The sequence below is a fragment of the Mesorhizobium sp. WSM3224 genome (assembly GCF_000427725.1).
GTDB lineage: Bacteria > Pseudomonadota > Alphaproteobacteria > Rhizobiales > Rhizobiaceae > Mesorhizobium.
Genome location: NZ_ATYO01000005.1, coordinates 76,205 through 98,597 on the forward strand (window position 1 = coordinate 76,205; position 22,393 = coordinate 98,597).

Annotated in this window: 24 protein-coding genes; 3 read left to right on the forward strand and 21 right to left on the reverse strand. The window is 62.0% G+C overall.

Translation table 11 applies throughout. The features are described from left to right. Positions 1 to 45: 45 nt before the first annotated feature. The 13 genes from YU3_RS0110910 to YU3_RS0110970 all read right to left on the reverse strand — a co-directional run bounded on the left by YU3_RS0110910 (position 46) and on the right by YU3_RS0110970 (position 12,800). On the reverse strand, positions 46 to 333 hold the full coding sequence (locus YU3_RS0110910; RefSeq protein ID WP_027166274.1) for a DUF2160 domain-containing protein: 288 nt from the start codon (positions 331 to 333) through the stop codon (positions 46 to 48). Positions 334 to 336: 3 nt separating this feature from the next. Beyond that, positions 337 to 1,245: a carbohydrate ABC transporter permease gene (locus tag YU3_RS0110915; RefSeq protein ID WP_027166275.1), complete on the reverse strand. Its 909-nt coding sequence runs from the start codon at positions 1,243 to 1,245 to the stop codon at positions 337 to 339. A 1-nt stretch (position 1,246) separates the two neighbouring features. After that, positions 1,247 to 2,113, reverse strand: coding sequence for a sugar ABC transporter permease (locus YU3_RS0110920; RefSeq protein ID WP_027166276.1), 867 nt, complete (start codon positions 2,111 to 2,113; stop codon positions 1,247 to 1,249). Next, complete coding sequence (locus tag YU3_RS0110925; RefSeq protein WP_027166277.1) at positions 2,114 to 3,181, reverse strand: ABC transporter ATP-binding protein; 1,068 nt, start codon at positions 3,179 to 3,181, stop codon at positions 2,114 to 2,116. It lies immediately after the preceding gene. A gap of 10 nt (positions 3,182 to 3,191) precedes the next feature. Beyond that, the gene (locus YU3_RS0110930) at positions 3,192 to 4,271 is read right to left on the reverse strand and encodes an ABC transporter ATP-binding protein (protein WP_027166278.1); all 1,080 of its coding nucleotides are present in this window, start codon (positions 4,269 to 4,271) and stop codon (positions 3,192 to 3,194) included. Positions 4,272 to 4,310: 39 nt separating this feature from the next. After that, positions 4,311 to 5,837, reverse strand: coding sequence for a glycerol-3-phosphate dehydrogenase (glpD, locus tag YU3_RS0110935; RefSeq protein ID WP_027166279.1), 1,527 nt, complete (start codon positions 5,835 to 5,837; stop codon positions 4,311 to 4,313). Between the two features lie 126 nt (positions 5,838 to 5,963). Then, positions 5,964 to 6,731 (reverse strand): DeoR/GlpR family DNA-binding transcription regulator, encoded by a 768-nt coding sequence (locus YU3_RS0110940; RefSeq protein ID WP_027166280.1) that lies wholly within the window; start codon positions 6,729 to 6,731, stop codon positions 5,964 to 5,966. A 125-nt stretch (positions 6,732 to 6,856) separates the two neighbouring features. Beyond that, positions 6,857 to 8,269, reverse strand: coding sequence for a pyridoxal-dependent decarboxylase (locus YU3_RS0110945; RefSeq protein WP_027166281.1), 1,413 nt, complete (start codon positions 8,267 to 8,269; stop codon positions 6,857 to 6,859). A 103-nt stretch (positions 8,270 to 8,372) separates the two neighbouring features. Then, a complete protein-coding gene (locus YU3_RS0110950; RefSeq protein ID WP_027166282.1) occupies positions 8,373 to 9,104 on the reverse strand; it encodes a peptidase in 732 nt (243 codons plus the stop codon). 32 nt (positions 9,105 to 9,136) lie between these two features. Further along, the gene (locus YU3_RS0110955) at positions 9,137 to 9,931 is read right to left on the reverse strand and encodes a transglutaminase family protein (protein ID WP_027166283.1); all 795 of its coding nucleotides are present in this window, start codon (positions 9,929 to 9,931) and stop codon (positions 9,137 to 9,139) included. Positions 9,932 to 9,953: 22 nt separating this feature from the next. Then, positions 9,954 to 10,895, reverse strand: coding sequence for an alpha-E domain-containing protein (locus YU3_RS0110960; RefSeq protein WP_027166284.1), 942 nt, complete (start codon positions 10,893 to 10,895; stop codon positions 9,954 to 9,956). Between the two features lie 88 nt (positions 10,896 to 10,983). Further along, positions 10,984 to 12,396 (reverse strand): circularly permuted type 2 ATP-grasp protein, encoded by a 1,413-nt coding sequence (locus YU3_RS0110965; protein WP_027166285.1) that lies wholly within the window; start codon positions 12,394 to 12,396, stop codon positions 10,984 to 10,986. 167 nt (positions 12,397 to 12,563) lie between these two features. Next, on the reverse strand, positions 12,564 to 12,800 hold the full coding sequence (locus YU3_RS0110970) for an Lrp/AsnC family transcriptional regulator (protein ID WP_027166286.1): 237 nt from the start codon (positions 12,798 to 12,800) through the stop codon (positions 12,564 to 12,566). A gap of 210 nt (positions 12,801 to 13,010) precedes the next feature. Between YU3_RS0110970 and YU3_RS0110975 the strand changes: the two genes are divergently transcribed. Both YU3_RS0110975 and YU3_RS0110980 read left to right on the forward strand, forming a co-directional pair. Then, positions 13,011 to 13,430, forward strand: coding sequence for a DUF4864 domain-containing protein (locus tag YU3_RS0110975; protein ID WP_027166287.1), 420 nt, complete (start codon positions 13,011 to 13,013; stop codon positions 13,428 to 13,430). A 188-nt stretch (positions 13,431 to 13,618) separates the two neighbouring features. Then, positions 13,619 to 14,515, forward strand: a complete 897-nt coding sequence (locus tag YU3_RS0110980) for a hypothetical protein (protein WP_027166288.1) — start codon at positions 13,619 to 13,621, stop codon at positions 14,513 to 14,515. 4 nt (positions 14,516 to 14,519) lie between these two features. Here YU3_RS0110980 and tgt read toward each other — a convergent pair whose 3' ends face one another. The 7 genes from tgt to coaD all read right to left on the reverse strand — a co-directional run bounded on the left by tgt (position 14,520) and on the right by coaD (position 19,100). Continuing rightward, complete coding sequence (tgt, locus tag YU3_RS0110985) at positions 14,520 to 15,650, reverse strand: tRNA guanosine(34) transglycosylase Tgt (RefSeq protein ID WP_027166289.1); 1,131 nt, start codon at positions 15,648 to 15,650, stop codon at positions 14,520 to 14,522. Then, positions 15,643 to 15,912 carry a hypothetical protein gene (locus YU3_RS0110990; protein WP_027166290.1) on the reverse strand — a complete coding sequence of 90 codons (270 nt, stop codon included), beginning with the start codon at positions 15,910 to 15,912 and terminating at the stop codon, positions 15,643 to 15,645. The genes tgt and YU3_RS0110990 overlap by 8 nt, the downstream gene beginning before the upstream one ends. Then, positions 15,902 to 16,990 (reverse strand): tRNA preQ1(34) S-adenosylmethionine ribosyltransferase-isomerase QueA, encoded by a 1,089-nt coding sequence (gene queA, locus YU3_RS0110995; RefSeq protein WP_027166291.1) that lies wholly within the window; start codon positions 16,988 to 16,990, stop codon positions 15,902 to 15,904. The genes YU3_RS0110990 and queA overlap by 11 nt, the downstream gene beginning before the upstream one ends. After that, positions 16,990 to 17,439 (reverse strand): DMT family transporter, encoded by a 450-nt coding sequence (locus YU3_RS0111000; RefSeq protein WP_027166292.1) that lies wholly within the window; start codon positions 17,437 to 17,439, stop codon positions 16,990 to 16,992. Before YU3_RS0111000 ends, queA begins: the two co-directional genes overlap by 1 nt. A 9-nt stretch (positions 17,440 to 17,448) precedes the next feature. Continuing rightward, positions 17,449 to 17,961: a peptidylprolyl isomerase gene (locus tag YU3_RS0111005; RefSeq protein WP_027166293.1), complete on the reverse strand. Its 513-nt coding sequence runs from the start codon at positions 17,959 to 17,961 to the stop codon at positions 17,449 to 17,451. Positions 17,962 to 17,990: 29 nt separating this feature from the next. Beyond that, a complete protein-coding gene (locus YU3_RS0111010) occupies positions 17,991 to 18,521 on the reverse strand; it encodes a peptidylprolyl isomerase (RefSeq protein WP_245273487.1) in 531 nt (176 codons plus the stop codon). A 78-nt stretch (positions 18,522 to 18,599) separates the two neighbouring features. Then, positions 18,600 to 19,100: a pantetheine-phosphate adenylyltransferase gene (gene coaD / locus YU3_RS0111015; RefSeq protein WP_027166295.1), complete on the reverse strand. Its 501-nt coding sequence runs from the start codon at positions 19,098 to 19,100 to the stop codon at positions 18,600 to 18,602. Between the two features lie 294 nt (positions 19,101 to 19,394). On the opposite strand from coaD, the gene YU3_RS40510 reads away from it, so the two are divergent. Then, a complete protein-coding gene (locus tag YU3_RS40510) occupies positions 19,395 to 19,547 on the forward strand; it encodes a hypothetical protein (RefSeq protein WP_156913445.1) in 153 nt (50 codons plus the stop codon). Between the two features lie 47 nt (positions 19,548 to 19,594). Here the strand turns inward: YU3_RS40510 and gyrA are convergent, their stop codons facing one another. Continuing rightward, on the reverse strand, positions 19,595 to 22,381 hold the full coding sequence (gene gyrA, locus YU3_RS0111025) for a DNA gyrase subunit A (protein WP_027166296.1): 2,787 nt from the start codon (positions 22,379 to 22,381) through the stop codon (positions 19,595 to 19,597). Between the last annotated feature and the right edge of the window lie 12 nt (positions 22,382 to 22,393).

The following is a 22,393-nucleotide window of genomic DNA, read 5'->3' on the forward strand; positions in this document are numbered from 1 at the left end:
GATCCGGGCGGCCGCCAGCACGCGGCCGCTCCGACTATTCCCCCTCTATACGTATCGGAACACGCCGATGGCGTAGACCACGGAGAGAGCGAGAGCCCACCACAGGTTGGGTCCTACCAGACCCAACCAAGCGAGATGGATGAAGGCGCTGCCGAGCAGCGACAGGAAAAGACGGTCGCCGCGCGTCGTCTCGAAGCGCAGCACGCCGATGCGCGGATTGCCGCCCGGCGAGACATATTCCCAGACGCCCATGCCGCACAGCATCAGCGCGATGACGATGAAGAAGGCGGCCGTCGGCCACGTCCACGCCATCCAGGAGAAGTCGAGGTTCATGGCTTAGACCCTCCCCAGGGCAAAGCCCTTGGCGATATAGTTTCGCACGAACCAGATGACCAAAGCGCCGGGGATCAGCGTCAGCACGCCGGCGGCGGCAAGCAGGCCCCAGTCCATGCCGGCGGCAGAGACCGTGCGGGTCATGGTGGCGGCGATCGGCTTGGCAGCGGTCGTGGTCAGCGTGCGCGCGATCAGAAGCTCCACCCATGAGAACATGAAGCAGAAGAAGCAGGCGACGCCGATACCGCTGGCGATCAGCGGCATGAAGATCTTGACGAAGAAGCGCGGGAACGAATAGCCGTCGATATAGGCGGTCTCGTCGATCTCCTTCGGTACGCCGGACATGAAGCCTTCGAGGATCCACACCGCCAGCGGCACGTTGAACAGGCAGTGGGCCAGCGCCACCGCGATATGCGTGTCGATCAGACCGAAGGCCGAATAGAGCTGGAAGAACGGCAAAGCGAACACCGCCGGCGGCGCCATGCGGTTGGTGAGCAGCCAGAAGAACAGGTGCTTGTCGCCGAGGAAGCGGTAGCGCGAGAAGGCATAGGCAGCCGGCAGCGCGACCGCCACCGATATCACCATGTTCATCACCACATAGGTGATCGAGTTGATATAGCCCGAGTACCAGGAGGCATCGGTGAAGATGGTGCGATAGTTCGCCAATGTCGGATTGTGCGGGAACAGCGTCAGCGACGAGACGATCTCCGCATTGGTCTTGAAGCTCATGTTGATGAGCCAGTAGATCGGTAGGAGAAGCACGATGATGTAGATCGTCGGCACGATCCACCACCAGCGCGATTCCTCGCCGCGGCGTCGCATCAGCTTTGCCACCTCGTCCTGCGACAGCGTGCTGCCGACCTCGGTGATCGCCGCTTCGCTTACGCGTGTCGTCTCGTTGGCGCCCGCCATATCAGCGCTCCGCGTCGTAGTTGGTCATCACGGTGTAGAACACCCACGACAACAACAGGATGATCAGGAAATAGATCAGCGACATGGCCGCCGCCGGACCGAGATCGAACTGGCCGAGTGCCGTCTTGACGAGGTCGATCGACAGGAAGGTCGTTGAATTGCCGGGACCGCCGCCGGTAACCACGAAGGGCTCGGTGTAGATCATGAAGGAGTCCATGAAGCGCAACAGCACGGCGATCAGAAGCACGCGCTGCATCTTCGGCAGCTGGATGTAGCGGAACACCGCCCAGCGCGAAGCGCCGTCGATCTTGGCCGCCTGGTAGAAGGCGTCGGGGATAGAGACCAGGCCGGCATAGCAGAGCAGCACGACCAGGCTGGTCCAGTGCCAGACATCCATGATGATGACGGTGACCCAGGCGTCGATCGGGTCCTGCACATAATTGTAGTCGATGCCGAGCGCGTTGACGTAGTAACCGAGCAGGCCGATGTCGTTGCGGCCAAACACCTGCCAGATCGTGCCGACCACGTTCCACGGAACCAGAAGCGGCAGCGCCATCAGCACCAGGCAGACCGGCACGCCCCAGCCCTTCTTCGGCATGTTGAGCGCGATGAAGATGCCGAGCGGCACCTGGATCGCCAGGATGATGAAGGAGAAGATCAGGTTGCGCACCATCGCTTCCCAGAAGCGGTCGGAGTGCAGCAATTCCTCGAACCATTCCGTGCCGGCCCAGAAGAAGACGTTGTTGCCGAACGTGTCCTGCACCGAATAATTGACGACCGTCATCAGCGGGATGACGGCCGAGAACGCCACCAGCACCAGCACCGGCAGGACGAGGAACCAGGCCTTGTTGTTCCAGGTCTTGTCCATCTATGCCCCCATCTCGACGCGCCAGGAATCGGCATAGATGTTGATGCCGGCCGGGTCGAAGCTGACTTTCGGGTCGGCCGGGACCTCGTCGTCCTCACCGATGACGGCCGCGATCTCCTTACCCTCGAGATTGGCGCGCACGACCTTGTGGCGGCCGACGTCCTCGACCTTGCTGACCTGCACAGCCATGCCTTCACGGCCGAGCCGCACATATTCCGGCCGGATACCGAGCTCGACGGCGCCGGCCCCGGCCTTGGGCACGCCGGGCAGTTCGATGCGCTGCGCGCCGAGCTTCGCCGTCCTGCCTTCAAGCGATACCGGCAGCACATTCATGCCGGGCGAACCGATGAAATAGCCGACGAAGGTGTGGCTCGGACGCTCGAACAGTTCCGCCGGCGTGCCGATCTGCACGATGCCGCCGTCATACATGACCACGACCTGGTCGGCGAAGGTCAGCGCCTCGGTCTGATCGTGCGTGACATAAACCATGGTGTAGCCGAAGCGGCGATGCAGCTGCTTCAACTGCGAGCGCAGCACCCACTTCATATGCGGGTCGATGACGGTCAGCGGCTCGTCGAACAGGATGGCGTTGACGTCGGAGCGCACCAGGCCGCGGCCAAGCGAGATTTTTTGCTTCTGGTCGGCCGTCAGCCGGCGCGCCTTCCGGTTCGCCATGGAGGCGAGATCGATCATGTCCAGCGTCTCGCGCACCTTGCGGTCGACGTCCGCCTCCGGCACGCGGCGATTGCGCAGCGGGAAGGCCAGATTGTCGTAGACCGTCATCGTGTCGTAGATGACCGGGAACTGGAACACCTGCGCGATGTTTCGCTCCTGCGTCGACAGATTGGTCACGTCCCGGCCGTTGAACAGCAACTTGCCGTGCGAGGGGTGCAGCAGTCCCGAAATGATGTTGAGCAAGGTCGTCTTGCCGCAGCCCGACGGCCCGAGCAGCGCATAGGCGCCGCCATCCTCGAAGGTGTAATGCACCTCCTTCAGCGCGAAATCCTGGTCCTTCTGCGGATTGGGCAGGTAGGAGTGGCGGATATGGTTGACCTCGATGCGCGCCATCGTTTGCTCCTCAGGCCGCCAGCTTCGACGCCGTCACGGCGCGGCCATTCTGGTCGAAAACCATGATGTGGCGCGGATCGATGTACACCTCGACTTCGTCGTCCGTCTCGAAGTCGAGGATGCCATGCGCAAGCATCACCCAGCGCGCGTCCGCAAAGTCGAGATGGACGAAGCTTTCCGAGCCGGTGATCTCTGTAATGGTGACCTTCGCCCGCACCGGCACGGCGCTGGCGTTCGGTCGCTCCAGCGACAGATGATGCGGCTGGAAGCCGATCGTGTAGCTCGCGTCCGGAGAGCCGGTGAGCTCCGGCGGCACCGGCAGCTTGACGCCGCCTTCGAGCAGGAAGTCCGAGCCCTTCTTCGAGAGCACGATCGTGTTGAGCGGCGGATCGGCGAAGGTCCGTGCCGTCATCAGGTCGACCGGTTTGCGGAACACTTCCACGGTCGGGCCGAATTGCGTGACACGGCCTTCCGAAAGCGTGGCGGTATTGCCACCCAGAAGCAGCGCCTCGTGCGGTTCGGTGGTGGCATAGACGAAGATGGTGCCGGAAGCGGCAAAGATCTTCGGCAGCTCGGCCCGCAATTCCTCGCGCAGCTTGTAGTCGAGATTGGCCAAAGGCTCGTCGAGCAGCACCAGGCTGGCATTCTTGACGATGGCGCGGGCAAGCGCGGTGCGCTGCTGCTGGCCGCCCGACAGGCTGAGCGGCGTGCGGTCGAGATAGGGTGTGAGCTTCAGCAGAGCCGCGGCGTTGCGCACCTCCTTGTCGATCCTGGCCTGGTCGACGCCTGCAACCCGAAGCGGCGAGGCGATATTCTCGTAGACGGTCATCGCCGGATAATTGATGAACTGCTGGTAGACCATGGCAACGTTGCGCTTCTGCACCTTCTGTCCGGTCACGTCCTTGCCGTCGAACCAGACCGAGCCGGAGGTCGGCGCGTCGAGACCGGCCATCAGCCGCATCAGGCTGGTCTTGCCGGAAAGCGTCGGTCCAAGCAGGACATTCAGCGAGCCGTGCTGAAGCGTCAGCGACACGTCGCGGATATGCTCCTGCGCGCCGACCGTCTTCGTCACGTTCCTCAGCTCCAGCATCACGCCTCCTCCCAGGCCTTGCGCATCAGCGGCCGATCCTCATTCCGCGGCCGCGACATGACGGCTGCTCAGTCCACGCATGAATTCTTCCAGTGAAGCCGTCTGCTCGCGGCTGAAATGCAGGCCGCGCTTGGTGCGGCGCCACAGCACGTCCTCGGCGGTGACCGCCCATTCATTTTCAGCCAGGTAGCGGACCTCCGCCTCAAAGAGGTCGGCACCGAAATTGCGACCGAGATCGGCATTCGACCTGGCGAGCCCGAGCAGCTTTTCCGCGCGCGTGCCGTAAAGCCGGGTGAACCGGCGCGCCAGCCGCTGGTCGAGGAACGGATAGGTGTTCTTGAGCCTCGCGACCTGGGCATCGAAACCGGTCGCCGGAAAATCGCCGCCCGGCAATGGCGCGTCATGCGTCCACGGCTTGCCGCGCTTGCCGAGAAACCCTTCGATCTTCTCCAGCATCGATTCCGCCAGCCGGCGGAAGGTCGTGATCTTACCCCCGAAGGCGTTGAGCAAGGGGGCGGCGCCCTCCCCGCCATCGGCCTTCAGCACATAGTCGCGCGTCGCCTCCTGCGCCTTCGAGGCGCCGTCGTCATACAGCGGGCGCACCGCCGAATAGGTCCAGACGATGTCGGAGCGCTTCACCGGTTGCGCGAAATATTCGCTTGCCGCGGCGCAGAGATAGTCGATCTCGGTATCGGATATCTTCACGTCATGCGGATCGCCGGGATAGTCTCGGTCGGTGGTGCCGATCAGGGTGAATTCTTCCTCGTAAGGAATGGCGAAGATGATGCGACCGTCCTTATTCTGGAAGAAATAGGCGCGTGGATCGTCGAACTTCTTGTTGATGACGATATGGCTGCCCTGCACGAGGCGGACATTGTGGACGTCGTTCTGGCCGACGGCGGTCGAGAGCACGTGATCGACCCACGGGCCGGCGGCGTTGACCAGAAGCCGCGCACGAACCTCCTCGGTCTCACCGGTGAGCACATTCTGCACTTTCACGGTCCAAAGCGCGCCGTCGCGCCGCGCGCTGACGACCCTGGTGCGGGTGCGGACGACGGCGCCCCGGTCGGCGGCGTCACGCGCGTTCAGCGCCACCAGGCGCGCATCGTTGACCCAACCGTCGGAATATTCGAATGCCTTGCGGAACAATGGCTTGAGCGGCTTGCCCGCCGGATCGCTAGCCATGTCCAGCGTCTTCGTCGCCGGCAGCAGCTTGCGCCCGCCGATGTGATCGTAGAGGAAAAGTCCGAGCCGGATCAGCCAGGCGGGCCTGAGGCCCTTGGCGTAAGGCAGCACGAAGCGCATCGGCCAGATGATGTGCGGCGCGTTCTTCCACAGAACCTCGCGCTCCATCAGCGCTTCGCGCACCAGCCGGAACTCGTAGAATTCGAGATAGCGCAGCCCGCCATGGATCAGCTTGGTCGAGCCTGACGAGGTTCCGCTGGCCAGATCGTTCATCTCGGCTAGGTATACCGAAAATCCGCGGCCGACGGCGTCGCGTGCTATGCCGCAGCCATTGATGCCGCCGCCGATGACGAAAATGTCATGGATCGGAGATGCGTCCAAAGGTTCCTCCAACGATTTCGCATTGCACCATTTTTATGTTTTACGAAACCGTAGCGGAATTATTTCGAACTCAAACCGAATGTCAAACGAAATATCACGACTGCGTGAGTCAGCCGCGACAGGAGCCTATTCCAGCGCTGTCTCGATCAGCCGGACCTCGGTCTCCTCGCAGATCCTGCGGATCGACGCGATCTCGCAACGATCGGTGATGAAGGTATTCACCTGCGAAAGATGGCCGATGCGGACCGGCGCCGTGCGCTCGAACTTGGTTTGGTCGGAGACCAGAATGACATGGCGGGCATTGGCGATGATGGCCTGCGCCACCTTCACCTCCCGGAAATCGAAGTCGAGCAGCGCGCCGTCATGGTCGATCGCCGAGGCGCCGATAACGGCGTAATCGACCTTGAACTGGCGGATGAAATCGACCGCCGCCTCGCCGACGACGCCGCCGTCGGAGCCGCGCACCACGCCGCCGGCGATCACCACCTCGATCGTAGGATAGATGCGCATCCTATTGGCGACATTGATGTTATTGGTAATGACCATGAGCCCGCTATGGTCGAGCAACGCCTTGCTGACGGCCTCGGTCGTGGTGCCGATATTGATGAACAGCGAGGCATTGTCGGGGATCAGTCTTGCCGCGGCGCTGCCGATCGCCTCCTTCTCGTCGGCGGCGATCTTGCGCCGCGCCTCATACTCCATGTTCTCGATGCCGGACGGGAACAACGCGCCGCCATGGATCCGGGTAAGCAGGCGCTGATCGCACAGATCGTTGAGGTCCTTGCGGATGGTCTGCGGCGTGACGTTGAAATGCGTTGCTAGGTCATCGACCAGCACCCGGCCATGGTCTTTCGCCATCTGGATGATTTCAGCATGGCGTGGCGAAAGAAACATCCGGTATCCTCCCATTTTCGTTTTTTCCGTCTATATCGGAAAACGAAAGCGAAGAAAAGGCATAAGCCGGCTAACGAAAATCATATGATTGCAAAGGCAAACCCGTGCGTAACATGTTTGCCGCCTCAGGATGGGCGCCGGGCAATCTCGGTTATGACGTCGAACGCCGCATCGACATCAGCTGCAGTCGATTCGAACTGTCCGGCCTGGAAGCGGATCGCCACGCACCCATCGACCCGTGTTTGCGTCAGGTAAATGCGCCCATCGGCATTGATGGCATCGACCAGGTGCAGATTGTGCTCGTCAGGATCGATGCCCGCTGCCGCGCGATGCCGGAATGAGAAAAGCGACAGCATCGGCTCGCTACTGATCTCGAAATCCGTTTCCTTGGCCAGCCGTGCGGCAAGCCCTTCGCTCCAGGCGACATGGTTGCGGATCATGGCGCGCAAGCCTTCGAGCCCATGGGCGCGCAGCAGGAACCAGAGTTTCAGCGCGCGGAAGCGGCGCCCGAGCGGCACCGACCATTCCGAATAGTTGATGATGCCGTCATGGCCGCGCGTCTTCAGATAGTCCGGCTTGATCGCCAGCGTGCGCACCAGGTCTTCCGGCTGGCGCACGAACTGGATCGAGCAATCGAACTGCGCGCCGAGCCATTTGTGCGGGTTGAAGACGATGGAATCGGCGCCTTCGACGCCGGTCCAGAAATGCCGGTATTCCGGGCAGATCATCGCCGACCCGGCCCAGGCGGCATCGACATGCAGGTAAAGCCCCTGCTGCTTCGCGATTGCTGCCACCGCCGCAATGTCATCTGTGCCGCCCGTGCTGGTGCCGCCGACGCAGGCGATGATGCCGGCAGGCAAAAGGCCGGCTTTGCGATCGGCGATGATCGCAGCCTCCAGCGCCGCCGTATCCATCGCGCGGAAGCGTCCGCTAACCGGGATGCGGACGAGGTTTTCCTCACCGATACCGGAGACCCAGATGGCGCGGTCGATCGACGTATGGACCTGGTCCGAGGAATAGATGCGCAGCCTGCCCTGCCCGGCCAGGCCCATTTTGTTGCCCTGCCAGTCGAGCGCCCGCTCGCGCATGGTAAGCACGGCGGCAAGCGTCGCCGACGACGCCGAATCCTGGATGACGCCGGAAAAGCCTCCCGGCAGGCCAAGCGCCTGGCGCATCCAGTCGACGATGCGTGTCTCCAGCTCGGTCGCCGCGGGCGAGGTCTGCCACAGCATGCACTGCGCCGCCATCGCCGAGACCAGATATTCCGCCACGACCGAAACCGGCGCCGCATTGGCCGGGAAATAAGCGAAGAAGCGCGGATGCTGCCAATGCGTCATGCCCGGCACGATCTTCGTTTCAAAATCGGCGAAGATCTTTTCCATCGGCTCGGGCATTTCGGGCGCCGAGGCCTCGATACTCTCAAATATCTCCCCCGGAGCGATTGCCGGCCGCACCGGGCGGTCGCGCAGTCCGGCGCGGTAATCGACGCCCCAATCAGCCGCCCGCCTCGACCAGTCGCGGAATTCCTCATTGTCCATATTTTCCTCCCACCAGCCGCTCGGATGTACCGGCCGGCCGAACGGTTCTCAGCTGTTGCTTAACATGTTAAATATAATGAGGCAACGGTGGTATCGGCCCGCCCTACCCCGGAAAATCCGGCAGATTTGAAAAGGCGACTTTCAGCGCGCTGGACCAGCCGTCGGAAATGGTGCGGTAATAAGGATCGTCCTGGCCGATCCGCCGGTTCAGCCCGACCTTGAACGCATCCTTTTCCAGGAACAGCAGATCGAGCGGCAGCCCGACCGAAAGATTGGATTTCAACGTCGAATCGAAGGAAACCAGAAGCAGCTTCACCGTCTCGGCCAGGCTCATCGCCCGGTCATAGGCACGGATGATGATCGGCTTGCCGTATTTCGTCTCGCCGATCTGGAAGAACGGCGTGTCGTCGGTCGATTCGATGAAATTGCCTTCCGGATAGATCATGAACAACCTCGGCGGGCTGCCCTTGATCTGGCCGCCGAGGATGAAGGAGGCATTGAAATAGGAATCCGCCTTCTCGCCATCCGGCGACGCATGCGCGATCACTTCCTTGACCGTGTCGCCGACCAGCCGCACCGTCTGGTACATGGACGGCGTCTCGAGCAGCTTCTCGTGGCGGTCGCTGACCGCCTTGTTGCGCTCGTCGAGCAGGCTGACCACGGCTTGTGTCGTGGCAAGGTTGCCCGCCGACATCAGCACGATGACGCGCTCACCGGGCTGTTCCCAGACGTGCATCTTCCTGAAGGTCGAGATCGAATCCATGCCGGCATTGGTGCGCGTGTCCGACATGAACACGAGGCCGCGATCGATCTTGAGGCCGACACAATAGGTCATGGCATTTCTTCTGGCACAGAATCTTGCGGAGATTACTGCTCTACCGTGACGGTGACGGCAAGCTTCTCTTGCGCCTGCCCCAGCAGTATCCCCGACACGGGCGAGGCATCGCGGTAGTCGCGCCCCGTCGCCACCCGCACATAGCGCTCGTCGGGAGAGATACCGTTCGCCGGGTCAAAGGCAACCCATCCAAGCCCTACGACATAGGCTTCGGCCCAGGCGTGGCTGGCCGCCTGCTCGACGGTCGCATCCATCATCAGATAGCCGCTGACATAGCGGGCCGGAAAGCCGAGCACCCCGGCCGCGGCGATGAAGATGTGGCTGTGGTCCTGACAGACGCCGGACTTCAGCGCAAGGGCTTCCTCGGCCGGCGTCACGACGCTGGTCGTGCCCGGTCTGTACGCGACCCGTTCGGCGATAGCCCCCATCAGCCGGTGCAGCCGCTCGATCTCGGTTCCTTGCCCGAGCATGCCGGCGAGTTCACGTATGCCCGCGCCGGCTGTGGTGAGCCGCGTCTGCTGCGCGAACAGCCAGAGCGGCGCGAAGCCCTGATGCGGACCCGTTACGCCCGCCGTGTCATGCGTGATCACTTCTCCTGCAGCTTCGACGGTGATCGAGCTGTGACCGCTCTCCGCGCTTACCAGCCGCGTGTCGTTGCCGAAATGGTCGGTAAAGCGCACCTCCTCGCGTGCGCCCTCGACCTTGATCGCCCAGGAGCCGACGGTCTGCGTGCGCCCGCTCATGGGCAGCAGGCGCAGCCGCTGCAGCAGATACTGTACCGGCGCGTCGTAATGGTACTCGGTGCGATGGGAGATCTTGAGCCGCATGACGCCCGCCCTCAGCTCTTGCTCAATTGAACCGGTAATCCTGGGCGATCTCGTCGCCCAGCCTGGTGTTGTCGCGAATGAACTCGGCCAGGAACTCGTGCAGGCCGTGGTCGAATATGTCCTTGATCGAGCCCTTCTTGAGCAGCGTCTGGATTTTATCGGCCGTGCCATGGCATGCATGGCGCTCGCCATAATCGTCGGCGAGGAATTTCAGGTGCTCGCCGAGGAAGCGGTAGCAGAAGGTCAGCGAGCGCGGCATGCGCACATTGAGGATCAGATAGTCGGCAATATTCGTCGGCTTGTAGTCGGCTTCATAAACCCAGCGATAGGAGCGATGCGCCGACACCGAGCGCAGGATCGACTCCCATTGGTAGTTGTCCAGCGTCGAGCCGACCCAGGACAGAGACGGCAGCAGCACATAATATTTCACGTCGAGGATGCGCGCCGTGTTGTCGGCCCGTTCGACATAGGTGCCGAGCTGCGAGAAATCGAAAATCTCGTTGCGCAGCATCGTGCCGTAGAACGAACCGCGGATAAGCGCCGTCTCACGCTTGATGGCATCGAGCACCGTCGGCAGGTCGCGCTCGTCGATCGGCCGTGCCAGCATGCGCTTCAGCGACATCCAGGCTTCGTTGATGCTTTCCCAGGTCTCGCGCGTCAGCGCCGTGCGCACCATGCGGGCATTGTTGCGCGCCGTCTCGATCGACGACATCGTGCTCGACGGGTTCGAGATGTCGCGCAGCAGGAAGTCGGAGACGTTTGCGGCCGTATAGTCCTGATATTTCTGGGAAAAAGTTACGTCAGAGCCGGCGCTGAGCAGCACCGAGTTCCATTCCTCGGACGCGCTCTGCGTGCGCGTCAGCGCCATGCGCAGTCCGGCATCGACGAGGCGCGCCATGTTTTCGGCCCGCTCGATATAGCGGTTCATCCAGTAGAGACCGTTTGCGGTGCGGCCGAGAAGCATGTCAGGCCCCTAGGGCTAGCGAATAGAGAGTAGCGAATAGCGAATAGGGAAGAGTGCGTTTCATGATTGTTGCGTCTCCCTGCCCGGCTCAGTCATCAAGTACCCACGTATCCTTTGTGCCACCCCCCTGTGAGGAATTGACCACCAAGGATCCCTCTTTCAGGGCAACGCGCGTCAGGCCGCCCGGTACGATCTGGATACGATCCGAAACCAGCACGTAAGGCCGAAGGTCGACATGGCGCGGCGACAGGCCCTTTTCGGTCAGGATCGGGCAGGTCGACAGCGCCAGCGTCGGCTGGGCGATGTAGTTCGAGGGCTTGGCCGCCAGCTTCTTGGCAAAATCCTGGCATTCCTTCTTGGTCGCCGCCGGGCCGACCAGCATGCCGTAGCCGCCGGAGCCGTGCACTTCCTTGATGACGAGTTCGTGGATGTGCTCGAGCACATATTTGAGGCTGTCCGGCTCCGAGCAGCGCCAGGTCGGGATGTTGCCGAGGATCGCCTTGCGGCCGGTGTAGAACTCGACGATCTCCGGCATATAGGAATAGATCGCCTTGTCGTCGGCGATGCCGGTGCCTGGCGCATTGGCGATAGTGATGTTGCCGGCGCGGTAGACATCCATGATGCCCGGCACGCCGAGCGCGGAGTCCGGCCGGAAAGTCAGCGGATCGAGGAAATTATCGTCGACGCGCCGGTAGAGCACGTCGATCTGCTTGTAGCCCTCGGTCGTGCGCATCGCGACATGGCCGTCGATGACACGCAGATCCTGCCCTTCGACGAGCTGCACGCCCATCTGGTCGGCAAGGAAAGCATGTTCGAAATAGGCCGAGTTATAGGAACCCGGCGTCAGCACGGCGATGGTCGGCGCGCCCTTGGTGCTTTGCGGCCGCACCGCGGCGAGCGACTGGCGCAGAAGCTGCGGATAGTCCTCGACCGGCCTCACCTTGATCTTCTGGAACAGCTCCGGAAAGAGCTGCATCATCGTCTCGCGGTTCTCCAGCATGTAGGAGACGCCGGAGGGAGTGCGGGCATTGTCTTCCAGAACGTAGAATTCGTTCTCCGAGATGCGCACGATGTCGACGCCGATGATGTGGGTATAGACGCCGGCCGGCGGCCTGACGCCGATCATCTCGGGCAGGAAAGCCTCGTTCTTGGCGACAAGCTCCCTCGGCACGCGCCCGGCGCGCAGGATCTCCTGGCGGTGGTAGATGTCGTCGAGAAAGGCGTTCAGCGCCTGAACGCGCTGCTCGATGCCTTGCGTCAGCCGGCGCCATTCCTGGCCGGCAAGGATGCGCGGCACGATGTCGAAAGGTATCAGCCGCTCGGAAGCTTCCTGCTCGCCATAGACGGCGAAGGTGATGCCGGTCTTGCGGAAGACGCGCTCGGCGTCCTGCATTTTCTGGGTAAGCCTGGCTGGGTCCTGCTCCTTCAGCCAGCGATCGTAAGCCTCATAAGGTCTTCTCAATCCGGAGACTTCCGGAAGCATTTCGTCGAACGCTGCCAATCGCGTACTCCCCTCTGAGAGCATTTCACTGGCCTCGCCCGAGAAAATCAAGCGCAATCGATGATTTAGGAAGCCGCGGTGGCCACTCTATGCAAATTGCCTAAGATTAAGGCAGCGCGGCCAATGCCAGGTCAGGCCATGCCTTGCCGTCGGGCATCGCCTCGCGATCAAAACGCTCGGAAGGTGACGATGGTGAAGGTGTCCTTGATTCCAGGCAGAATCTGCACCCGCTCGTTGACGAAGTGGCCGACATCCTCCTCGTCATCGACATAGAATTTGGCGAGCAGGTCGTAATTGCCGGCGGTCGAGTAGATTTCGGAAGCGATCTCGGCATCGGCGAGCGCGCTGGCGACCTCATAGGCCTTGCCCAGATCGCACTTTATCTGCACGAAAAACGCCTTCATGTGCCGGTCCTGTCAGTCTAAGCGAACAAGCGGCCCTTGTGGCAGACTGCCGCCCGGCTTTCAAGCATCACGCGCCGCGCGCCCCAAAGAGTGCCTAATCGTGCCTGCTGACGCCGAAATGGCGAAATTTTCGGACATCGATGAAACCAGGCCGCGCCGCGCCGCGTATGTTAGAGTGCGTTAGCCAAGCGAATTCCGGGGAGGCAGGCCATGCGCCGCGCACTGTTCGCATTAGCTCTTGTTCCAATGTTGATAGCCTCGCTTGCCTTCGCCGGCGATGCCGACGTCAAGGCCGCGCAGACGGTCATCGACAGCCAACTGAAGGCCTTCATCGCCAATGACGGCACCGCCGCCTATAGTTTCGCGGCGCCGAATGTGAAGCAGATCTTCCCGACCGTCGACATCTTCATGAACATGGTGACGAATGGCTACGCGCCGGTGCGAAAGCCCCAATCCTATTCCTTCGGCAAGGTCGAGCAGACCGGGCCGGGGTCGATCGTCCAGCAGGTGCTGATCGTCGGACCCGACGGCAAGGATTATGAGGCGGTCTATACGCTGCAGCAGCAGCCGGACGGCAGTTTCAAGATCACCGGCTGCAGCCTGCGCGCTTCCACCTCGGTCAGCACCTAAGATATTCCTTTTGACGAACACCCAGCGAACTGTCGTTCGACTCGATCCGAGTCGCGACAACGACTACCGGCATGTTGTTCGCGGAATATTCAATCGAATAACAATCGCAAAGGTGGATGCGGTTGGGTGGTGATTTTCGTAACAACAATGTTAGTGTGCGACTTGGATAAGGGGGCTTTGATCGGGCCGTGCAGGCGATTTTCTCTGTTGTCTGGCTTACAGCGTTCTTGATGTTCCTGTTTTGGATGATGAACTTTCGTTCGTCCGTCCGCCGTGAAAATGTAGACCCTAGTTACCAACCCGAAACCAGGGACGCGATGCCTGAAAGCAGAGAGGCAGCATCCGTTCCTTTCAAAATTCGAGTAACATTGCCAAGCCGAATTTTTGGGATCAAGGAATGGACACCCGAGGAGATCAACCTCATCACCACGTCCTACAAAGAACGTTATCCCGACGAGTGGCGGGCCTACCTTGCTGCCGAGAACAACAATGGGTTCATTTCTAGTGCGATGAGCGATCGCATTTGTTCATTCATTGAAGAGCTATTTCCCGGCCTTCATCGAAAGCACTACCGCGCTGGTGCAGTTGATTTTCGATTTGCGAATGAGCGAACTTTTCAGTTCCCAATGTGGCATCCAGAAAATAGATTTTTACGCAAAGAAAAATTCTTAGAACACATAAAGCAACACCGGCAAATTGTTAATGGTGATGTCGAATGGGTCGAAGAGCAGGCGATTGTACTTCTGGAGCATATCCGGAGTAACGACCCTAAGCTTTGGGCAGACTATTGCAATTCATACAACGACATCGGCTTCATAGGCCTTGGAATTATCGGTCGAATTAAGGCGCAAACTGCGGCCCTGTTTCCTCTTCCCGAGGACTGCAGCTGGAACGGCATCATGTGGGGGCTTTTGGCTGAAGCCAATCGCCGTTACGACTTTGAAATGCTGAAACCCGCAAACGCCAAGATGCGGGACCAGCTCGAGACCGAGTGGTTCAATCAACGGCGTGGGTACATGACTTTCGAGGAATGGCACCAACAGCTAAAGCTGCGCGCCAATAAGGGCGCAAGCGAACGCGACTAAGGATTCACAGCGCCGGGATATCCCCCTGCGCCCAGCCTTCAGTGATCTCGCCGGCCCGCGTCTCAAATGCCTGAGCCTCGATGGCCGCCCGGATGTCCTGCATCAGCTTCTGATAGTAGGACAGATTGTTCCAGGTCAGCAGCATCGCCCCGAGCGATTCCTGCGAACGCACCAGGTGGTGAAGATAAGCGCGCGAATAGTCGCGCGCGGCCGGGCAATCGCTTTCCTCGTCGAGCGGGCGTGGATCGTCGGCGTGGCGGGCGTTCCTGAGATTGACCTTGCCGCGGCGCGTGTAGGCGAGACCATGGCGACCGGCCCGCGTCGGCATCACGCAGTCGAACATGTCGATGCCGCGTGCCACCGATTTCAAGATATCGTCGGGCGTGCCGACGCCCATCAGGTAGCGCGGTCTGTCGGCCGGCAGCTCCGGGCAGGTGATGTCGAGCATCTCCAGCATCACCGACTGCGGCTCGCCGACCGCCAACCCGCCGACGGCATAGCCTTTGAGCTCCATCGCCTTAAGCGCCTGCGCCGAACGCACGCGCATAACCGCGCTGTCGCCGCCCTGGACAATGCCGAACATCGCCTTGCCCGGCTGGTTGCCGAACGCTGTCTTGCAGCGCTCGGCCCAGCGCAGCGACAGCTCCATGGCGCGCTCGATCTCCTGAGGCTTGGCCGGCAGCGCGGTGCATTCGTCGAGCTGCATCTGGATGTCGGAATCGAGCAGCCCCTGGATCTCGATCGAACGCTCCGGTGACATCTCGTAGGCCGCGCCGTCGATATGCGAGCGGAAGGTGACGCCCTGTTCGGTCAGTTTCCTGAGCTTCGACAGCGACATCACCTGGAAGCCGCCGCTGTCGGTCAGGATCGGGAACGGCCAGCGCGCGAATTCATGCAGGCCGCCAAGCCTGGCCACGCGCTCGGCGCCCGGCCGCAGCATCAGATGGTAGGTGTTGCCGAGGATGATGTCGGCGCCGACGCCGCGCACCTGGTCCATATACATGGCCTTGACGGTGCCGCCGGTGCCGACCGGCATGAAGGTAGGCGTGCGGATCTCGCCGCGCGGCATCGAGACCAGCCCGCGCCTAGCCTTGCCGTCGGTGGCGAGCACTTTGAAGGAGAAATTTTCAGCCATCGAATTCCTGGTCGTGCACCGGCGCGCCGGGCGCCTGCTCATCGAGCGACTGCCGGTAGCGGATGCAGCCGCGCATGAATTTCGGCCACGGCGGCACCGCGATCGCCGGCTCGGTCTTTTCCGGCAGCAGGTCCCAGAGATCCGGGTGGTGCCAGCACAGATCGTGCCCGGTCGTATCGCGGTGCGCGCGGATGCCGGCGCGCAGCTTCTTCACTTCCGCGATCAGAATATCGCGGTCCATGCCGTCGAGATCATCGTCCATCGCTCGTCTCCGCTCGGTAAAGCAGGCTGGCGTCCCCATAGGAGTAGAACCTGTAGCGGCTCTCGATGGCCTGCGCATAGGCCGAACGCATCGTCTCCAGCCCGCTGAAGGCCGAGACCAGCATGAACAGCGTCGAGCGCGGTAGATGGAAATTGGTCATCAGCATATCGGCCGTGCGGAAGCGATAGCCGGGGGTGATGAAGATGTCGGTCGGTCCGGACCAGGGCTCGATGCTGCCGTCTTCGCGCGCCGCGCTCTCAAGCAGGCGCAGCGATGTGGTGCCGACGGCGATGATCCGCCCTCCCCGCGCCTTGGCCGCGTTGAGCGCCTCCGCCGTGTCCGGGCTCACAGAGCCGGTCTCGGCATGCATCTTGTGATTAGCCGTGTCGTCGGCCTTCACGGGCAGAAAGGTGCCGGCGCCGACATGCAGCGTGACGAACCGGCGCTCGATCCCCTTGGCGTCAAGCGCGGCAAAGAGCTCCGGCGTGAAATGCAGGCCGGCGGTGGGTGCAGCGACAGCACCCTCTTCCCTGGCATAGATGGTCTGGTAGTCGGCGCGGTCGCGATCATCGTCATTACGCTTCGAGGCAATATAGGGCGGCAGCGGAATGTGACCGACAGCATGCAGCGCCTCGTCGAGGAATGGCCCGGAGAGATCAAAGCCGAGCAGCGCCTCGCCCGCCTCGCCTTTCTCGATCACCGTGGCGTCGAGCTGGCCGAGGAAGCAGGAATTGCCGTCATGGCCGAAATGGATGCGGTCGCCGGCGGCTATGCGCTTGCCCGGCCGCATGAAGGCCTGCCAGCGGTCCGGCGCCACGCGCATATGCAGTGTCGCCTCGACCTGCGCCACGGCTTCGCCACGCCTGCGAATGCCCTTCAGCTGCGCCGGGATGACCTTGGTATCGTTGAAAACCAGCACGTCGCCTTCGTGAAGCAGCGACGGCAATTTGCTGACGGTGCGGTCTTGCGGCGTTTCGCCCGGTTTGACGACCAACAGCCTGGCGCTGTCGCGCGGCTCCGCCGGGCGAAGCGCTATGCGCTCTTCCGGCAGGTCGAAGTCGAACAGGTCGACGCGCATCAGTAGAGCCGGATGAGCAGCGCCCCGGCAAGCAGCAGCACGGCGCCGGCGACGCGGCCAAGCGAGATTTCGCGCACCGCCACGCCGAGGAAGCCGGCGCGGTCGATCAGCATGCCGGCGATCAGCTGGCCGGCGACCAGGAACGCCATCAGCGCCGCCGCGCCGATGCGCGGCGTGAGGATCGTCGACAGCGTCACGTAGAAGCCGCCGAGCATACCGCCCGCGATGAACAGCCAGGGCGCCGGCGCCTTCCAGTCGAGCGAAATGCCCTGCAGCTTCACCACCGAGATGGAGATGATGCCAAGGACAATGGCGCCGGACAGGAAGGAGAACGCGGCGGCCGCAACCGGAAGGCCGAGGCCCTTCGCCAATTGCGAATTGATCGGCGCCTGGATAGCGATGAAGGCGCCGGACAGGATGCCGAGCAGGGACCAGACTGCGCCCATCATCGTTTGCCTTTACTTGACGTCTGCCGCGACTTTCAGCGACACGATCTTGTCGGGATCCTGCACCGGCTCGCCGCGCTTGATCTTGTCGACATTCTCCATGCCTTCGATGACCTGGCCCCACACCGTGTATTGGCGGTTGAGGAAGGCAGCCTCGTCGAAGCAGATGAAGAACTGCGAGTTCGCCGAGTTCGGGTTCTGCGAGCGCGCCATCGAGCAGGCGCCGCGGCCGTGATTGGCGTTCGAGAACTCGGCCTTCAGGTCCGGCTTGTCGGAGCCACCCATGCCCGCGCGCGACGGCGCGAAGGTCGGCTTCGAGGAATTGCCGAACTTGACGTCGCCGGTCTGCGCCATGAAGCCGTCAATAACGCGGTGGAACACGACGCCGTCATAGGCGCCTTCGCGCGCCAGCTCCTTGATGCGGGCGACGTGACCCGGCGCAAGCTCGGGATACATCTCGATGACGACCTGGCCCTTGGTCGTTTCCATGATGAGCGCGTTCTCGCGGTCCTTGATCTCAACCATGTCAGAAAATCCTTTGAAAATTGAGGGAGTTATTTGCCGTCGGCAGCGATGCGGACCTTGATCATGCGGTCCGGGTCGGCGACCGTGCCGTTGTCGGCCTCGTCGCCTTTCTTGATCTTGTCGACCAGATCCATGCCGCTGACCACCTTGCCGACGATGGTGTACTGGCCATCGAGGTTCGGCGCCGGCGCGAACATGATGAAGAACTGAGAGTTGGCCGAGTTCGGATCCTGCGAACGGGCCATGCCGATCGCGCCGCGCGTGAATTTCTCGGTCTGCGAGAATTCGGCCGGCAGGTCGGGCAGGTCGGAACCGCCGGTACCGACTGCTTCGGGGCTGAAGCCCTTCTTCATGTTGCCGAATTTGACGTCGCCGGTCTGCGCCATGAAACCGTCGATAACGCGGTGGAAGGCGACATTGTCATAGGCGCCGTCACGCACCAGCTTCTTGATCTGCGCGACATGCTTGGGCGCCAGATCGGGGCGCAGCGCGATGGTCACGTCGCCGTCCTTCAGCGTTACGATCATGGTGTTTTCGTTGTCGGCGGCGACGGCCGGCATGGATGCCGCGAAAAGGCCGGCAAGCACGACAAGGAACGAAGCGAGCTTCTTCAGCTGCATGGGGATCTCCGGGAAAGCCTATTTGGTGAACTTGGCGGTGAGCGCGCCGGCGACGGCCTGCGGCACGAATGGGCGGATGTCGCCGCCCATGGATGCAATCTGGCGCACAAGTGTGGCGGTAATGGTGCGCACCGAAGGGCTCGCCGGCAGAAAAACCGTCTGCAATTCCGGCGCCATCGTCTCGTTCATGCCCGCCATCTGCATTTCGTAATCGAGGTCGGTGCCGTCACGCAGGCCGCGGATCATGATCGAGGCGCCGTGCTTGCGGGCTGCGTCGATGACCAGCCCGTCGAAGGAAACGACCTTGATGCGACCGCTGTCGCGGCCGAACTCGGCCTTGGTGGCTGCTTCGATCAGCTCCACGCGTTCCTCGAAGGAAAACAATGGCTTCTTGCCCGGATGAATGCCGATGGCCGCGTAGACGGTGTCGGCCACCGCCAGCGACGCCTTGAGCACGTCGAGATGGCCGTTGGTCAGCGGGTCGAAGGAGCCGGCGTAGAGGGCGGTGCGTTCGGTCATGGCAGGCTTCTAGCGAGCCTCTCAAACAAAGGCAAATCCCATCGATTGCCTAGAGCAATTCCAGGAAAAGTGTGAGCGGTTTTCCGTTCGGAATTGCGCCAAAACAAAGAGATAGAGCGGTTCGCCGTTTCCAATGAAAACGGCGAACCGCTCTAGCCGTGAACCTTTTTGCGCCGATGAACGACAGATGAATGCGACAATCACGAATGCTTCACGCAGCGTTCACTAGGTTGCCGCTTCAAGGGATGAAACCAAATCCCCATCTTACCGTTGTAAGTGCAGGAGAACACGCAAATGCTGATCTACATGCTTGCCACTGCAATGACCCTCGTGATGCTGATCGCGACTGCGTTCGGGTTGCACCAGGAAGCAGCGCGAGTGCGCGTCAAGGCCAATACCAGGCGGCTCGATGGTTTCGCCCGGCGCAACGTCTACCGCCGCTACTGATCCCACCATGATCGCACCGGCCAAAAGGCCGGTGACGCTTACACGACCTATTCGCTCTCGCTCGTATTATCGGTGCCTGCCTCGCCAGACGGCGCGTCTTCGACTTCCTCGTCAGCCTGCGGCTCCGAAATCCGCTCCACAGACACGACCTTCTCGCCTTCGGCCGTATTGAAGATCGTCACGCCTTTGGTGGCGCGGCTCGCGAAACGTATGCCGTTGACCGGCACGCGGATGACGGTGCCGCCGTCCGAAACCAGCATGATCTGATCGTCATTGCCGACCGGGAAGGTCGCGACCAGCCGGCCGATCTCGGCGACTTTCGACACGTCGGTGGCGCGGATGCCCTTGCCGCCGCGGCCGGTCAGGCGGAAGTCATAGGACGACGAGCGCTTGCCGTAGCCATACTCCGTCACTGTCAGCACAAGCTGTTCATGCGCCTTGAGGAACTCGTAGCGTTCGTCGGACAGCTCCGCCTCCTCGCCAATCTCCTCATTGGTCAGCGCGATCTCTTCCTCCTCGCCCGCCGCGCCGGAGGCTAGGCGGCGTTCCGTCGCCGCGCGTTTCAGATAAGCGGCGCGCTCGGCGGGTGACGCATCGACATTCTCAATCACCGACATGGAGATGATGCGATCGGTCTCGGCCATGGTTATGCCGCGCACGCCGACGGAATTGCGGCTCTGGAAGACGCGCACGTCGGAAACCCGGAAACGGATGCACTGGCCGGAATTCGCCGTCAGCAGCACGTCGTCATTGTCGGTGCAGGTCTCGACGCCGAGGATCTCGTCGCCTTCTTCCTCCAGCTTCATGGCGATCTTGCCGTTGCGGTTGACCTGGACGAAGTCGGACAGCTTGTTGCGGCGCACGGTGCCGCGCGTGGTGGCGAACATCACGTCGAGCTCGCCCCAGCTGGTCTCGTCCTCCGGCAGCGGCATGATCGTGGTGATGCGCTCGCCCTGCTCGAGCGGCAGCATGTTGATCAGCGCCTTGCCGCGCGATTGCGGGTTGCCGATCGGCAACCGCCAAACCTTTTCCTTGTAGACGATGCCGCGCGAGGAGAAGAACAGCACCGGCGTGTGCGTGTTGGCGACGAACAGCCGGGTGACGAAATCCTCTTCCTTGGTCGACATGCCCGAGCGGCCCTTGCCGCCGCGGCGCTGCGCCCGGTACAGCGACAGCGGCACGCGCTTGATGTAGCCGGAGTGGCTGACGGTGACGACCATGTCCTCGCGCTGGATCAGGTCCTCGTCTTCCATGTCTGAACCGCCGTCGCTCAGCTCGGTGCGGCGCGGTGTGCCGAACTCGTCGCGGACCGCGATCAACTCGTCCTTGACGATCTGCTGGATGCGTGCACGCGACGACAAAATATCAAGGAAATCAATGATCTCAGCGCCGATCTGGTTCAACTCGTCGGCGATCTCGTCGCGGCCGAGCGCGGTCAGGCGCTGCAGGCGGAGTTCAAGGATGGCGCGCGCCTGTTCCTCGGAGAGGTTGTAGGTGCCGTCCTCATTGATGCGGTGCCGCGGGTCGTCGATCAGCTGGATCAGCGGGGCGACATCGTGCGACGGCCAGCGCCGTTCCATCAACTGCTCGCGCGCCGTCTGCGGGTCGGGCGCTGTGCGGATGAGCTTGATCACTTCGTCGATATTGGCGACGGCGATTGCCAGACCGACCAACACATGTGCCCGATCACGAGCCTTGCGCAGCAGGTACTTCGTGCGGCGGCTAACGACTTCCTCGCGGAAACCGGCAAAGGCCTTCAGCATGTCGATCAGCGTCATCACTTCCGGCTTGCCGCCGTTGAGCGCCACCATATTGGCGCCGAACGACGTTTGCAGCGGCGTGAAGCGATAGAGCTGGTTGAGGACGACGTCGGCCACGGCGTCGCGCTTCAACTCGATGACGACGCGGTAGCCCTGGCGGTCGCTCTCGTCGCGGATGTCGGAAATGCCCTCGATGCGCTTGTCGCGCACCAGCTCGGCCATCTTCTCGATCATCGAGGCCTTGTTCACCTGGTAGGGAATCTCGCTGACGATGATGGATTCGCGGTCATTGCCGCGCTGCTCGATCTCGACGCGGCCACGCATGACGATCGAGCCGCGGCCCGTCGAATAGGCGTTGTAGATGCCGGAACGGCCAAGCACGATGCCGCCGGTGGGGAAGTCCGGGCCGGGCACGATCTCCATCAGCGCCGTCAGGTCGATCGCCGGATTGTCGATGATGGCGATAGCGCCGTTGCAGACTTCAGTGAGGTTGTGCGGCGGGATGTTGGTCGCCATGCCGACGGCGATGCCGCCGGAGCCGTTGACCAACAGGTTCGGGAAGCGAGCCGGCAGCACCTTGGGCTCGCTGCCCGAGGCGTCGTAAGTATCCTGGAAATCGACGGTTTCCTTGTCGATGTCCTCCAGGAGCTCATGCGCGACCTTGGTCAGCCTCGACTCGGTGTAACGCATCGCCGCCGGCGGATCGCCGTCGATCGAGCCGAAATTGCCCTGACCGTCGATCAGCGGCACGCGCAGCGACCAGTCCTGCGCCATGCGCACCAATGCGTCGTAGATCGAGGCGTCGCCATGCGGATGGTATTTACCCATCACGTCGGCGACCGGGCGCGCTGACTTCACATATTTGCGGTTCCAGTGGTAGCCGCTCTCATGCGAGGCATAGAGGATGCGGCGATGCACGGGCTTCAGGCCGTCGCGCACGTCGGGCAGTGCGCGGCTGACGATCACGCTCATGGCGTAATCGAGATAGGAGCGCTGCATCTCCTCGATGATGGAAATCGGTTCTATGCCGGTGGGGCCGCCGTCGCTGCCGCGCGGTGTCTTCTGGTCGGTCAAATCAGGTCACAA